Below are 14,158 nucleotides of genomic sequence, written 5' to 3' on the forward strand. Positions count from 1 at the left end.
GCATCACAGCGTAGGTTGCATGCATGATGAGCGTCAAGAGGGTCTGCCGATTCCCTAGTGATCGACCGGTTTCCCGGGACTTTCCCCTAATTTCCGGCAAACCGTTGACCTGTCCATGTGAGCTGCCTTACCTTCGTTGGTATGCAACAGACGCTTGAACCGCTCATCACGTCCGCTTGGCTCGCCGCGTGGGACCAGGGTGACCTGGGCGCGCTCGATGCGCTCATGGCCGAGGGCTACACCCGGACGAGCAAGGCCACCGGTGCGGCCATCGACCTCGCCGGCCTCAAGGCAGAGATCGCGGCCGTCCGGGAGGCGTTCCCGGACCTGCGCACCACCGTCGACGACGTGGTCGAAGGCGAGGGCACCGTCGCCGTGTTCTGGACCTCGACCGGTACGCATACCCGCGAATACCTCGGTGTTCCGGCCACTGGCCTCACCGTCCAGACCCGGGGCTCGAACATCCTCGTGCTCGACGCCCAGGGCCGCGTCCTGAGGGAGACCGTGACCTGGGACGGCAGCGAGCTCCTGGCGGGCCTCGGCATCCGCCCCCTGCGGGGCATCGCCGCCCCTCCCGCCCCCGAACCGGAGGAGGAGGGCGCTGACCCGGCCCTGGACGTCATGAAGGCCTTCAACCGCCAGTTCGTCACCGGGGTCACTGTGGTGACCACCAAGGAAGGAGACACGCCGAAAGGCCTCGCCGCCAACGCCTACTGCTCCATCTCACTCGAACCGCCGCTCGTGCTGGTCTGCGTCCAGAAGACCTCCAGCACCTATCCGGCGCTCTTCTCCTCCAGCCACCTCGGCATCAACATCCTCGGCGCGGACCAGCGCTCCACAGTAGGGGTCTTCGCGTCGAAGTCGCCCGACAAGTTCGCGGAGGTCGACTGGCACGAGGGGCCGCACGGCAGCCCGCTCATCGACGGCTCGGCCGCCTCCATCGAGGCCGAGATCCAGGAGCGTTTCCAGGCGAAGACCCATACGGTCTTCATCTGCCGCGTCCGCCACGCCGAGGTCGACGGCGCCGCCCCCATGGTCTACAAGGCCGGGCACTTCTTCGACGGCGGCCAGCTCGTCGAACTCTGAAAGGCAGCGGCGCGGCTGAGACCTCGCACAGGACAGCAGCCGCGCCGAGCCCATCTGCTCAGACAAGCAGTGCACACAGGTGTGCACCTCCACTTTAGGACTAACCATGAGCCCAGACACCGTCCGCGCAGCAGCAAGCGAGGACAGCATCGCCGAGGACCGCGGATACCGCGACAGCCTCACCAAGATCGAGCCCTACGGCATTGAGCACATTCCCGACGTCGAACGGCACGGGCGCCCCCGGTCCCAGTTCTTCCTCTGGTTCGCGGCCGGGATGAACTTCCCCATCGTCGTCCTCGGCTTCAGCGCCGCCTACTTCGGCCTGCCCTTCTGGGCCGCCGTGCTCGCCATCGTGCTCGCAGGCGTCATCTCGTCGGCCGGCATGGGGTACCTCTCCGCCATGGGCGTCCGATTGGGCGTCCCGCAGCAGATGCAGGGCAGGGGCCCGCTCGGCTTCATCGGCAACCTGTTCCCGGTCGCCTACGTCAACGTCTTTGCCGGGATCGGCTGGGCGGCCGTGACGGTCATCCTCGGCGGCAAGGCCATCGCCCTCCTCACTGGCATCCCGTTCTGGATCTCATCCCTGGTCCTCATGGGAATCCAGCTGGGCGTCGCGGTCATCGGCTACAACCTCATCCACTTCCTCCAGCGGGTGCTCTCGTTCGTCCTCGTGGTCGGCTTCGTCTTCATCACCGCCGTCAGCGCCGTCAACGGGCACATCGTCAACGAGGTCAACACCGCCGCCAAGGGCTTCGACGGCATCGGCGGCTGGATCGTCTTCTTCGGCTGGTTCTTCTCGTTCATCGTCGCCTGGATGCCCTTCGCCTCGGACTACTCCCGTTATCTGCCGAACACCCCCGGAAATCGCCGCGGCGCGGGGTGGGCCACGATGCTCGGCAACGCCGTCACGATGATCTGGATGGGCGTCCTCGGTACGATCCTCGGCTCTACGGCGACCGCCAGCGACAGCATCGGCGCCCTCAAGGAGATCATGGGACCCTGGGCTCCGATCGGCCTCGCCATCGTCGCCATCTCCTCGTTCACCCAGAACTTCCTCAACGTCTACGGTGGCGCGATCTCCATTCAGACCATGGGAATCCCGGTCAAGCGCCACACCGGCGTCATCTTCATCTGCGTGATCTCCTACGTGGTCGCTCTCTGGGGCCAGGACGGCTTCAATGAGGGCTTCACCGCCTTCCTCAACCTCACCGCCTACTGCATCGCCCCCTACGTCGCCGTCCTCGTCTGCGACTACCTCTTCGGCGGCCGCCGCAGCGAACGCGGGCTCCGCGAGCTCTTCGACAAGAAGCGGAAGTTCGAATGGGGCTTCGTCGCCTGGGCCGTCGGCGTCATTGCTTCCTCGCCCTTCTGGATGTCCTCGATTTACACCGGCCCGATCGCCAAGGCCCTGCCCGGCATCGGGGACCTCTCCTACTACGTCGGCGCTCTCGTCGCTGCCCTCGTCTACTTCGCCACGTATCGCCTCAAGCGCCTCTCCGGACACGACATGCTCGACCGCACCGTCGCGGCGCGGCAGTTCTGAGATGGGGAGCCCGGACAGGGGCGGACGCCTGGTGGTCGTCGACATGCAGCGTGCCTTCCGGGGGAAGACCGCATGGCACGTACCACGCTTCGACGAGGCCGCCGCCGGAATCGCGAAGCTCAGTGAGGCCAGCTGGATCCCGCCCGTCTACACGCGCTTCGTCAGGGATGAGGCGGAGGCAGGCTCATGGTCCGCGTACTACGCGCGCTGGAGCGAGATGCGGCTGGCCTCCGGCTCAGAGGAGTGGGCACTCGCCGTGCCGCTTCCGCCCGGTGCGACGGTCCTCGACGCGCCGACGTTCAGCAAATGGGGTCCGGAGCTCGCCTCGGCCATCCCCGAAGGCGAGAGGATGCTCCTCGCGGGTGTGGCCACGGACTGCTGCGTGCTCTCGACGGCGCTCGCGGCCGTCGACGCAGGCCGCTACGTCACCGTCGTCTCGGACGCCTGTGCCGGGGCGAGCGACGACGCCCATGAGCAGGCCCTGGCCCTGATGCAGATGCTCTCCCCGATGTGCGAGACGACAACGGTGGCGGACCTGCTCGCGTGAGGCGAAGGGCCGGGGGCGCTCCCGCGACGGAGCGTCCCCGACCCCGCCTGCCCCAAGCACCACCAGACCGAATCCCCCGGAGGACCGATGACGATCACTGACGAGACGACAGTCTCCTCAGCTGAAGCCCCCAGAGCTGGGACAGCCGTCCGCGAAGTCGTGGCCATCGTCCTGGAACACCATGGCCGCATCGCCCTCCTCAGGCGGAGCAGCGCAGTCCACCACGATCAGGGGCTCTGGCACTGCGTCACCGGTTACCTCGATCCCGGGACCACTCCACGGCAGCAGGCCTTCGTGGAACTCTATGAGGAGACCGGCCTCACCCAGGAGGACGTCGTGCTTGAACGCTGCCGTCCGCTCCTCCTGCCCGACAGGAGCGGCGCGCCCTGGCTTGTGCACACCTTCAGGGCCTCCACCAGCCGGCGTCGCCTCCGCATCAATGGGGAGCACGACGCGTACAGGTGGGCAAAGCTCGCCAAGGTTCGCCGCTTCAGCAACCGAGTCGCATGGCTGGGCACAGTGCTCGAGGCTACTCTGCGTTGCGATCAGGGCCGCTCGCCGGGCGCACCCGAGGAACCTCGGTCCTCACCGGGCGACCTCGTGGAGTTCCGCAGGGAAGGGGGCCGCTCCGTCTAGGGGTGATAGAGACGGTCTCGGCAGGTGGCAACGGGGTTCTGGTTCGCGGCCTACGACGCTGACAGCCGCGTCTGCATCTCGCGAGGCGAACCGGGCCTCGACATCCGAACCCTAGATGCGGCGGGGCAGGCGTCGTCGCCCTATTTGGGCGGGAGCTCCATGACCCGCACCGGCGACCCATCGGCCCAGGCCTCGATGTCCTCCACCGAGTCCTGGTAGAAGACCCCGTACTGCTCGCGCGTGACATAGCCGATGTGCGGCGTCAGGAAGGTCCGCGGCGCACGCCGGAGAGGGTGGTCTGCCGGGAGGGGCTCGACGTCGTACACGTCGAGGGCCGCACCGCCGATCCGCCCCGCCTCGAGGGCGTCCACGAGCGCCGCCTCGTCCACAATCGGACCGCGCGAGGTGTTCACGAGCAGCGCATCCGGCTTCATGAGGGCCAGCTCCGGGGCGCCGACGAGCCCGCGCGTCCGCTTCGACAGGACCAGGTGGACCGAGAGGATGTCCGCCTCGGCGAAGAGCTCCTCCTTCCCGACCCGGCGCACGCCGACCTCCGCCGCGCGCTCGTCGTCGAGGTTCTGGCTCCACGCGATGACGTCCATCCCGAACGCGAGGCCCACCCGTGCCACGCGGCTGCCGAGGTTGCCCAGGCCCAGCAGGCCAAGCCGCGCGCCCTCGAGCCCGCGGCCCACGGTGTGCTGCCAGCCGGTACCGCCCGTCCAGCCGGATCCGCCCGAGCCGAGCTCGGCGTCGAGCCGACGCGTGGCCGCATGGATGAGCGCCCACGTGTGCTCTGCGGCGGGGGAGGGGAGATAGCCGGTGCCGCACACCGTGATGCCACGCGCGGCGGTCGCCTTGAGGTCGATCGACGCGTTGCGCCGGCCCGTCGAGACGATGAGCTTCACGTTTGGCAGCCGCTCGAGCCGCGCCGCGGTCAGGGGCGTGCGCTCGCGCATCGCCACGAGCACGTCGAAGGGCGCGAGCGCCGAGGCCACGGCGTCGTCGTCGTGCCCTAGATGCTCGCGGAACACGGTGACGTCGGCGCCCGCGTCCTCGAGCCGGGCGAACCCGCCCGCTTCCCGGGCCACGCCCTGGTAGTCGTCGAGGATCGCGATCTTCAGTCCCTGGATGCCTGTGGGGGAAGCCATGGGCCCAGCCTAGTTGCGGCGGGCCCACTTCAGGCGGGTGCGGAAGGGCCCTGCCGGGTTGGCGGCGGCGCCGCTACCCTCAATCCATGGCAGACTCGACCAGCTCCCCCCGCACCGCCCGGAACGCCGGCCCACGCGCCGCCCGGGCCCAGGGCGCCCCCCGCCTCGAAGCGCTCGTCCTCGACGGGCTCGAGCCCGGTCTCGCGGGCGACCCCGAGGCCGGGCACCGCACGGAGGGGCTCGCGTTCGACGGCGCCGACTTCACGGGCCTCGAGCTCGGCGCCGCCACCTTCTCGGAGTGCGCCTTCCGGGATGTCACGGCGCACGACGCCGACCTCGGCTCGGCCGCGTTCCTCGACTGCCGGTTCGAGCGGCTCAACGCCCCGAGCCTGCCTGCACCGCGGAGCCGCTGGCGCGGGGTGGAGATCGACGCCTCCCGGATCGGCTCGGCGGAGCTCTACGACGCCGAGCTCAACGGCGTCCTCGTGCGCGGCTGCAAGCTCGGCTACGTCAACCTGCGCGGCGCGCGCCTGCGGGATGTGAAGTTCGAGGACTGCGCGATCGAGGAGCTCGACCTCGGCCACGCCTCGGCCCTGCGCGTGGCCTTCGAGGGCACCCAGGTCGACGCGCTCGACGTCAGGGGCGCCTCCCTCGAGCACGTGGACATGCGAGGAGCCCGCCTCTCCCGGGTGACCGGGATCGACGGGCTCCGTGGGGCGACCCTGAGCAGCCTTCAGGCCGCCGAGCTCGCGGAGCTCATGGCCGAGCGGCTCGGGATCGCCATCGAGGGCTGAGGCCCCCTAGTTCTTCACCGCTGCGGGTGCCAGCGGGACCTCGGGCACCGGCCCGGAGATCGGGCCGGACGCCACAGGGGCCTCGCCGGAGACCTGCGCCTCGAGCGCGGTCGCCTCCAGGTCCACTCCGGCCTCCTCGGCGGCCTCGACGGCAGCCGGGTGGTCGAGCGGGAGCTGCAGCGCCACGCCGTCGTCCGCCACCGCGACGGGAACCTCCGGCAGCGGCATGTGCGCGAGGTCGATGTTCGGGTCCTCCTCCTGGTGCGCGACCACCTCGCGCGCCTCGGCCTCGGTGTCCACACTGGGCAGCGAGCCCGGCAGCGGGCGCTGCGACGACTCGCGCAGGAACCAGATCGCGACCGCCCCGACCACCGAGGTCGCCATCAGGTAGTACGCCGGCATCATGTCGTTGCCGGTGGACTGGATCAGGGCGTCGATGATGAACGGCGTCGTGCCGCCGAAGATCGCCACCGCGAAGTTGTACGCGATGCCCATGGCGCCGTAGCGGCTCGCCGTGGGGAACTGCGCCGGCAGGGCCGAGGCGAGGTTGGCCACGTAGAACGTCACGGGGAACGCGATGAGCGCGAGGCCCGCGAGCGTCGCGGGCACGGAGCCCACGCCGATGAGCAGGAACGCCGGGATCGAGAGCACGATCGTGCTCACGGCGCCGATCCACAGGACCGGGCGGCGCCCGATCTTGTCGGAGAGCTTGCCCGTCAGCGGGATGCACAGGCTCATGACCACGAGCACCGGGATGGTGAGGATGGTGCCGTGGAGCTCGTCGTAGCCCTTGGACTCGGTCAGGTAGGTCGGCATGTACGAGGTGAGCGCGTAGCCGACCGTGTTGGCCGCGGCGACGAGGACCATGGCCACGACGATCTGGCGCCAGTAGCTGCGCACGATCTGCAGTGGGCCCTTGGTGGCGACCTCGTCATGCGAGGCGAGCTCGCGGCTCATGTTCTCCTGGGCGTCGAGGGCCGCCTGGAAGGCGGGGCTCTCCTCGATGCGGAGGCGGAACCAGATCGCGATGGCGCCGAGCGGGCCCGCGATGAGGAACGGGATGCGCCAGCCGTACGCCACCATGGCGTCCTGGCCCAGGGTCAGCTGGAGCACCGAGACGATCGCGGCGCCGAGCGCGAACCCGATGTAGGAGCCCATGTCGAGGAAGCTCGCGAGGAAGCCGCGGCGCTTGTCCGCCGCGTACTCGCTCACGAACGTCGTGGCACCCGCGTACTCGCCGCCGGTGGAGAAGCCCTGGATGAGCTTGATGGCGACGAGGAGGATCGCGGCCCAGATGCCGATCTGCGCGTAGCCGGGCAGGAGGCCGAGGGCGAACGTCGCAGACGCCATCGTGATCAGGGTCATCGCGAGCACGCGCTGGCGCCCGATCTTGTCGCCGAGCCAGCCGAAGAACACGCCGCCGGCCGGGCGGGCGATGAACGTCGCTGCGAACGTCCCGAGGAGGAAGAGGGTCTGGACGGTGCGGTCTGCCTCGGGCAGGAACACCGGTCCCATAGTGGTGATGAGGTATCCGAAGACGCCCACGTCGAACCACTCCATCGTGTTGCCCACGATGGTCCCGCCGATGGCCCTCTTGAGCATCGGCTGATCAACGACGTTGACGTCGTCAACCCTCAGCTTTCGTTTGCGGAACACCACGCGCCGGGGGCGCTGTGGTTCGGTCATCTGACGCTGGTCTCGTGACATGGCATTCAAGTTTAGTCGAGGGTCCTTCGATCTGAGAGTTGAAGGTCGATTTCCGGCGTGGTCCGCCTCACGCCCGCGCGTGCGCCCGGACACTGCCGGGTCCTCGGCGTGAGAGTGCCGCGCACCGCCGGCAGCCGCATGGTTCCGGGGAATCGTGCGCGTACGACGCCGTCCTGCCGCCGCGCCCCGCCACCTCGCCCGATCGTGGCGGAGGTCACCGGCGGATGGTTATTGAGTTGTGATCTTCGGTGGGGTAGAGGCACGCGCATGCGGTGCCCTTGCGCCCAGATATGTAAACATGCAAATATCTCGATATGTCGTTCCTCGATGTCGCCCCTACGGCCGCCCCGGTGTGCTGCTCGCCCGTCTCCGGCAAGCCGCTCTCCCACGACGAGGCCGAGAAGATCGCACCCGTGCTCAAGGCGCTGGGCGAGCCGGTACGCCTGCGGCTCATGTCCCTCATCGCTGCCCACGCGGGCGGGGAGGCCTGCGTGTGCGACCTCAACGAGAGCTTCGACCTCTCCCAGCCCACCATCAGCCGGCATCTGAAGATCCTGCACGACGCGGGGCTGCTCGAGCGGGAGAAGCGGGGAGTCTGGGTGTACTACCGTGCCCGGACCGAGGCGCTGGGAAGCCTTGCGGCCCTCCTGAAGGGAGCGGGAGCATGAGTGGCAAGCCCTCCGTCCTGTTCGTCTGCGTCCACAACGCCGGCCGGTCCCAGATGGCCGCCGCCTACCTCGACCACCTCTCCGGCGGGCGGGTCGAGGTCCGATCCGCCGGCTCCGAGCCGGCAGCGACCGTCAACCCGGCCGCGGTCGAGGCGATGCTCGAGGAGGGCATCGATATCCGCACGCAGAAGCCCAAGGTGCTCACGACGGAGGCCGTGAAGGACTCGGACGTGGTCATCACCATGGGCTGCGGGGACACCTGCCCCGTCTTCCCCGGCAAGCGCTACGAGGACTGGCAGCTCGAGGACCCGGCGGGCAAGGGCGTCGACTCGGTCCGGCCGATCCGCGACGAGATCAGGTCGCGGGTCGAGGCCCTGATCGCGGACCTGCTCCCGGCGGGAGGCTCGGGCCGATGACCGCCGTCCTCGCCGACCATCCGGTCGCGGTCATCGGCGCCGGGCCGGTGGGCCTGGCCGCAGCGGCGCACCTCCTCGAGCGCGGTCTCGAACCGCTCGTGCTCGAGGCCGGTCCCGCCGTCGGCGCCGCCATGCGCGAGTGGGGGCACGTGCGGGTCTTCTCGACGTGGCGCTACAACCTCGACCCGGCCTCGGTGCGCCTGCTCGAGCGACACGGGTGGGAGCCTCCCAGGCCGACCGCCCTCCCGTACGGCGCGCAGATCGTGGAGGGCTACCTCGAGCCCCTCGCCGCCACTCCCGAGCTCGCCGGCCGCGTCCGCACCGGCCACCGCGTCCTCGCCGTCACCCGGAAGGACCGGGACAAGGGCAGCAGCGTCGGCCGCGATCTGGCGCCCTTCCTCCTGCGGGTGCAGGGGCCCGACGGCACCGTGGCCGAGGTCCTCGCCCGGGCCGTCATCGATGCCTCCGGCACGTGGGAACACCGCGCGCCGCTGGGATCCTCCGGCCTCCCGGCGCCGGGCGAGGAGGACGCCACGGCGGCGGGCCTCCTCACGGCGCCGCTGGTCGACGTCGCCGCGGGCGGCTTCGGCGGCCGCCGCACCCTCGTGGTGGGCGGCGGCCATTCGGCCGCGAACAGCGTCCTCGCGCTCACCCAGCTCGCCCGGACGGACTCCGGCACGGAGGTCGTCTGGGCGATCCGCGCAGCCACCCCGGCCCAGGCCTACGGCGGAGGGAATGCCGACGAGCTCCCTGCGCGGGGCCAGCTCGGCACCCGCCTGCAGGCCATGGTCGGTTCCGGCGCTGTCCAGCTCGTCACCGGCTTCAGCACCGCACGGCTCGAGGTCCTCGACGGGCGGCGCCTGCGGGTCCACGCCGCGGACGGGCGCACGCTCGAGGTCGACAGGCTCATCCCCGCCACTGGATTCCGGCCAGACCTCTCGGTCCTGTCCGAGGTCCGCCTCGACCTCGACCCCGCGGTGGACGCGCCGCGGCGCCTGGGACCGCGCATCGACCCGGACTTCCACTCGTGCGGGACGGTCGAGCCCCACGGCGCCGCGGTCCTCGCCCACCCCGAGAAGGACTTCTACATCGCCGGCATGAAGTCCTACGGCCGCGCCCCGACCTTCCTCATGGCCACCGGCTACGAGCAGGTCCGCTCGATTGCCGCCGCGCTCGCGGGCGACGCCGCGGCCGCCGAGGCAGTAGAACTTCAGCTCCCGGCGACGGGCGTGTGCTCGGGGGTCGGATCGGACGGCAGTGCCGACGAGGCCGCATTCGCCGGCTCGTGCTGCAGCGCACCCGACCGCTCGCCCGTCTCGGTCGGCTTCCCGACGGGGCTGCGCCACGGCCGCGCCGCCGAGGGCGCCGGCATCTGAACCCCGGCATCTGTGCCCCAGCAGCTGGACGCCAGAGGAGCGCGGCCGGTCCCCGTCAGGGATCCGGCCGCGCTCCTCTCTAGCCCGGTGGGCCAGAGGCCCCTAGGGCCTACTCGGCGTCGTGGTCCGTCTCGAGGACCGTCACGAGCTTCGCGAGGGCCTCGTCGGCACCCGGCCCCTCGGCGCGCAGCACAACCTGCTGGCCGTACTCGGCGCCCAGGCTCATGAGGGAGAGGATGCTCGAGGCATCCATGGCCTCGTCGGCGGGCTCCCCGACCTTGGCGATCGTGACGTCGAGGCCGGCCTCGCCGGCAGCCTCGGCGAAGATGGCCGCAGGGCGGGCGTGCAGGCCCACGCGCGAGCCGATCGTTGCGGTGCGTTCTGCCATGTGGTGCTCCTTGTTCGTGGGGGGTCGGGCTGGTGGGGGAAGCGTACTGCGTCGGTGCCGGGGCCGGTACCGGCGGGCTAGAGCCCGAGCTCGTCGAGGATGGGCAGGCCGCCGCGGACGGCGTCCCGGGCTGCCTCGGCGGACGGGGCCGCGAGGGCCTGGGCGGCGAGCTGCCTTGCCTCGGCCACGGTGACGGTGGCCAGGACCCGGTTGACGGCGGTCAGGGCGCGCGGTGACATCGACAGGGTGGTGACGCCGAGGCCCACGAGCACCGCGGCGAGGGCGGGATCGGCGGCGGCCTCACCGCAGACGCCCACGGGCTTGGCGGTGCCGGTGGCCTCGGAGGCCGCCGCGGCGCCGTCGCACGTGGCCTTGATGAGGTGCAGCACCGCCGGCTGCCACGGGTCGTTGAGGTGCGCGAGCGGGCCGAGCATGCGGTCTGCCGCCATGGCGTACTGGGTGAGGTCGTTCGTGCCCAGCGACGCGAAGTCCGTGTTCTTCAGGATGTGCGAGGACGTGAGGGCCGCCGACGGGACCTCGACCATGACGCCCGCCGTCTTCAGCCCGGCGTCCTTCGCCAGCCCGGTGAAGTGGGCCGCCTCGTCCGCCGTGGCGATCATCGGGGCCATGACCCAGACCTCGGCCTCGTTCTCCCGCGCCGCCTGGGCGATGGCGGCGAGCTGGCGCGCCAGGACGCCGGGGCTGGTCCAGTCCGTGCGGTAGCCGCGCACGCCGAGGGCGGGGTTGGGCTCGTCGGCGTTGGTCAGGAACGGCAGCGGCTTGTCGGCACCGGCGTCGAGGGTGCGGATCACGACCTTCTTGCCGCCGAACTCCTTGAACACGGCCGTGTAGGCGGCCACCTGCTCCTCGTGGGTGGGCTCGGTGTCCCGGTCGAGGAAGCAGAACTCGGTGCGCAGAAGGCCCACGCCCTCCGCGCCGGCGGCGGCGGCCTTGGCCGCGTCCTTGCCCGTGGCGACGTTGGCGAGCAGCGGCACGGCGTGCCCGTCGGCGAGCCGGTTGCCTCCGGCGAACCCCGCGGCCAGGGCGGCGGCCTGGGTGGCCCAGGCCGCCGCCGCATCCCGCTCGTGCTGCCCGGGCTCGGTCTGGACCGTGCCCGCGGCCCCGTCGACGTAGACCTCGGAGCCGTCAGCGATGGCGTCGACGCCGGCCGCCGCCACCACGGCCGGCAGGCCGAGGGCCCTGGCCAGGATCGCGGTGTGGGACTGGGGGCCACCGCCGCTCGTGATGAGGGCGGTGACCTTCGCTGGGTCGAGGGTCGCGGTGTCCGCGGGGGCGAGGTCTTCGGCGGCGAGGACGAACGGCTCGTCCGACTCGGGGATGCCCGGAGCCGGGAGCCCGCGGAGCTCGGCGACGATCCGGGAGCGGACGTCCAGGACGTCCGCGGCCCGTTCGGCCATGTAGCCGCCGAGCGACTTGAGCTTCTCCGCGACCGCGGCGCCGGATTCCCACACGGCCCGCTCGGCCGAGCGGGCCCCGCCGTCCGCGGACGGGTCGAGCAGCTTCACGGCGCCCTTGACGAGCATCGGGTCCGCGGCCATGAGGGCGGTCGCCTCGAGGACGCCCTTCGCGTCCCCCGAGGCCGACGCCGCACGGGCCTTCAGCGCCGCCTGGACCGCCTTGGACGCCGAGCGGATCCGCTCGCCCTCCGCGGCGGCGTCCGCGCCGCCGGGAACGGGCCCCGCCGGGGGCTCGCCGACCGGTGCCGGCATCTGCCGCACCCGCCCGATCACACGCCCCGGAGTGACACCGACACCGTGAAACTGCTCCATCATCAAGACCTCGAACTCTCTCTCGCTAGGCGGCGACGGGGACGGGCTCCGCGGCCTCGGGCGCCTTCTTGCCAACGTATCGCTTGAGGGCGATGGTTGCCAGAGCGGTCACCACGACTCCGGCCGCGATCGAGACGACCCAGAGGAAGAAGTTGTCGATCGCGAAGAAGACGAAGATTCCGCCGTGGGGGGCCTTCGAGGAGACGTTGAAGGCCATCGACAGCGCCCCGGTCAGCGCCCCGCCCAGCATCGACGCCGGGATGACCCGCAGCGGGTCCGCGGCGGCGAACGGGATCGCGCCTTCGGAGATGAACGAGGCCCCCAGGAGCCACGCCGCCTTGCCGTTCTCGTGCTCGGTCGCGTTGAAGTTCTTGTGGTCGAGCACGGTGGCGAGCGCCATCGCGAGCGGCGGGACCATGCCCGCAGCCATGACAGCGGCCATGATGTGGTACGGCGCGGCGTTGGTCGCGCTCGCCGCGCTGAGGCCGGCGACGGCGAACGAGTACGCGACCTTGTTGACGGGACCGCCGAGGTCGAAGCACATCATGAGGCCGAGGATGACGCCGAGGATCACGGCGGCGGCGCCGCTCATGCCCGTGAGCCAGTCGTTGAGGGCCTTCGTGACCACCGCGATGGGGCCGCCGAGCACCACGAACATGAGGCCGGAGGCCACGATGGACGCGACGAGCGGGATGATCGCGACCGGCATGAGGCCGCGCAGCCAGCGGGGAGCCGGGAGGGACGCGAGCCAGTGCGCGGTGTAGCCGGCGAGCAGGCCGCCCACGATGCCGCCGAGGAAGCCGGCCCCCATGAAGCCCGCCACAGCGCCGGCGGTGAAGCCGGGGGCGATGCCCGGCCGGTCAGCCAGGGCGTAGCCGATGTACCCGGCGAGGGCCGGGACGAGGAAGCCGATCGACAGGCCGCCGATCTTGAACAGCACCGCACCGAGGTAGGCGCCGAGCGGGCCCCAGGCCTGCGGCCCGAACTCGGTCGGCAGGCTGAACACGTTGTTCTTGAGGACGATCGTGTCCGCGTACTTCGTGATGTCGTAGCCGCCGAGGAGGAAGCCCAGCGCGATCAGGAGGCCGCCCGCGGCGACGAACGGGATCATGTAGCTCACGCCGGTGAGGAGCGCCCGCTTGAGCTTGGCGCCCCCGGACTCGCTCGTCTCGGCGCCGGAGGCGGACGACGCCGACCCGGCGGCCCCGCGGGCGATCCTCCGCCCGCTGGGGTCGGCGGCGACGGCCAGGGCCTCGTCGAGCATGACCCCGGGCTCGTCGATGCCGCGCTTGACCGGCGACTGCACGTACGCCTTCCCCGCGAAGCGCTCCTTGCCGCGCACGTCCACGTCCACCGCGAAGACCACGGCATCGGCCGCGTCGATCACGGACTGGGGGAGCGGCGTCGAGCCCGCGGACCCCTGGGTCTCGACCTGCACGTCGATCCCCTTGTCCTTGCCGGCGGCGACGAGCGAGTCGGCCGCCATGTAGGTGTGGGCGATGCCGGTGGGGCAGGCGGTGACGGCGACGATGCGCTTCTGCCCTGCCGCGGCGGCCGGTGCGGCGGGTGCCGACGCCGCCGCGTCAGCGGCCGGTGCGGTGCCGGTGAGGCCGAGGGCCTCGTTCACGAGCGCGACCACCTCTTCGCGGGTTGCCGCCGCGCGCAGGGACGCCGTGAAGTCCTTCTTGATGAGGCTCCGGGCGAGCTTCGCGAGGAGCTTGAGGTGCTCCTGGTCGGCGCCCTCCGGGGCGGCGATGAAGAACACGAGGTCGGCGTCGCCGTCCTTCGCGCCGAACCCGACCTTCTGCGACAGGCGAGCCATCGCCAGCGAGGGCTCGGTCACGGCGGCGGAGCGGCAGTGGGGGATGGCGATGCCGCCGGGGACGCCGGTGGCGGTCTTCTGCTCGCGGGCCCAGGCGTCCGCGAAGAGCCCGTCCACCTCGGTGGCGCGGCCGGCGTCGGCAACGAGGCCGGCCAGGTGCCTGATCACGTCGGCGGGGGAAGAGCCCAGCGACGCATCGAGCACCACGAGCTCGGGGGCGATGAGTTCGGTCATGAT

The 14,158-nt window shown here is 71.1% G+C and carries 13 protein-coding genes; 8 read left to right on the plus strand and 5 right to left on the minus strand.

Annotated elements, in window-relative coordinates:
- Positions 1 to 141 precede the first annotated feature (141 nt).
- The 4 genes from J2W20_RS12360 to J2W20_RS12375 all read left to right on the plus strand — a co-directional run bounded on the left by J2W20_RS12360 (position 142) and on the right by J2W20_RS12375 (position 3,812).
- Entirely contained in the window at positions 142 to 1,086 is a 945-nt protein-coding gene (locus J2W20_RS12360) for a flavin reductase (protein WP_307006937.1), read from the plus strand.
- A gap of 106 nt (positions 1,087 to 1,192) precedes the next feature.
- Positions 1,193 to 2,629 carry a purine-cytosine permease family protein gene (locus J2W20_RS12365; RefSeq protein WP_307006938.1) on the plus strand — a complete coding sequence of 479 codons (1,437 nt, stop codon included), beginning with the start codon at positions 1,193 to 1,195 and terminating at the stop codon, positions 2,627 to 2,629.
- 1 nt (position 2,630) lies between these two features.
- Complete coding sequence (locus J2W20_RS12370; protein ID WP_307006939.1) at positions 2,631 to 3,176, plus strand: cysteine hydrolase family protein; 546 nt, start codon at positions 2,631 to 2,633, stop codon at positions 3,174 to 3,176.
- An 87-nt stretch (positions 3,177 to 3,263) separates the two neighbouring features.
- Positions 3,264 to 3,812 carry an NUDIX domain-containing protein gene (locus J2W20_RS12375; protein WP_307006940.1) on the plus strand — a complete coding sequence of 183 codons (549 nt, stop codon included), beginning with the start codon at positions 3,264 to 3,266 and terminating at the stop codon, positions 3,810 to 3,812.
- Between the two features lie 140 nt (positions 3,813 to 3,952).
- Here J2W20_RS12375 and J2W20_RS12380 read toward each other — a convergent pair whose 3' ends face one another.
- Positions 3,953 to 4,960: a D-2-hydroxyacid dehydrogenase family protein gene (locus tag J2W20_RS12380; protein WP_307006942.1), complete on the minus strand. Its 1,008-nt coding sequence runs from the start codon at positions 4,958 to 4,960 to the stop codon at positions 3,953 to 3,955.
- An 86-nt stretch (positions 4,961 to 5,046) separates the two neighbouring features.
- Between J2W20_RS12380 and J2W20_RS12385 the strand changes: the two genes are divergently transcribed.
- On the plus strand, positions 5,047 to 5,754 hold the full coding sequence (locus tag J2W20_RS12385; RefSeq protein WP_307006944.1) for a pentapeptide repeat-containing protein: 708 nt from the start codon (positions 5,047 to 5,049) through the stop codon (positions 5,752 to 5,754).
- Between the two features lie 6 nt (positions 5,755 to 5,760).
- Here the strand turns inward: J2W20_RS12385 and J2W20_RS12390 are convergent, their stop codons facing one another.
- Positions 5,761 to 7,440: an MFS transporter gene (locus J2W20_RS12390; RefSeq protein WP_307006945.1), complete on the minus strand. Its 1,680-nt coding sequence runs from the start codon at positions 7,438 to 7,440 to the stop codon at positions 5,761 to 5,763.
- A 335-nt stretch (positions 7,441 to 7,775) separates the two neighbouring features.
- On the opposite strand from J2W20_RS12390, the gene J2W20_RS12395 reads away from it, so the two are divergent.
- From J2W20_RS12395 to J2W20_RS12405, 3 genes are read left to right on the plus strand one after another with little or no spacing between them, the layout of a single operon-like run.
- The gene (locus J2W20_RS12395; RefSeq protein WP_307006946.1) at positions 7,776 to 8,129 is read left to right on the plus strand and encodes an ArsR/SmtB family transcription factor; all 354 of its coding nucleotides are present in this window, start codon (positions 7,776 to 7,778) and stop codon (positions 8,127 to 8,129) included.
- Entirely contained in the window at positions 8,126 to 8,545 is a 420-nt protein-coding gene (locus J2W20_RS12400) for an arsenate reductase ArsC (RefSeq protein WP_307006947.1), read from the plus strand. The genes J2W20_RS12395 and J2W20_RS12400 overlap by 4 nt, the downstream gene beginning before the upstream one ends.
- Entirely contained in the window at positions 8,542 to 9,921 is a 1,380-nt protein-coding gene (locus J2W20_RS12405) for an FAD-dependent oxidoreductase (RefSeq protein ID WP_307006948.1), read from the plus strand. Before J2W20_RS12400 ends, J2W20_RS12405 begins: the two co-directional genes overlap by 4 nt.
- 109 nt (positions 9,922 to 10,030) lie before the next feature.
- On the opposite strand, the gene J2W20_RS12410 is transcribed toward J2W20_RS12405, so the two are convergent.
- From J2W20_RS12410 to J2W20_RS12420, 3 genes are all read right to left on the minus strand, one after another.
- On the minus strand, positions 10,031 to 10,309 hold the full coding sequence (locus tag J2W20_RS12410) for an HPr family phosphocarrier protein (protein ID WP_066494625.1): 279 nt from the start codon (positions 10,307 to 10,309) through the stop codon (positions 10,031 to 10,033).
- A 77-nt stretch (positions 10,310 to 10,386) separates the two neighbouring features.
- On the minus strand, positions 10,387 to 12,099 hold the full coding sequence (gene ptsP / locus J2W20_RS12415) for a phosphoenolpyruvate--protein phosphotransferase (RefSeq protein ID WP_307007062.1): 1,713 nt from the start codon (positions 12,097 to 12,099) through the stop codon (positions 10,387 to 10,389).
- 25 nt (positions 12,100 to 12,124) lie between these two features.
- Entirely contained in the window at positions 12,125 to 14,155 is a 2,031-nt protein-coding gene (locus J2W20_RS12420; protein WP_307006949.1) for a PTS fructose transporter subunit IIABC, read from the minus strand.
- Positions 14,156 to 14,158 lie beyond the last annotated feature (3 nt).

This window comes from Sinomonas atrocyanea, from assembly GCF_030812675.1.
Classification (GTDB): domain Bacteria; phylum Actinomycetota; class Actinomycetes; order Actinomycetales; family Micrococcaceae; genus Sinomonas; species Sinomonas atrocyanea_B.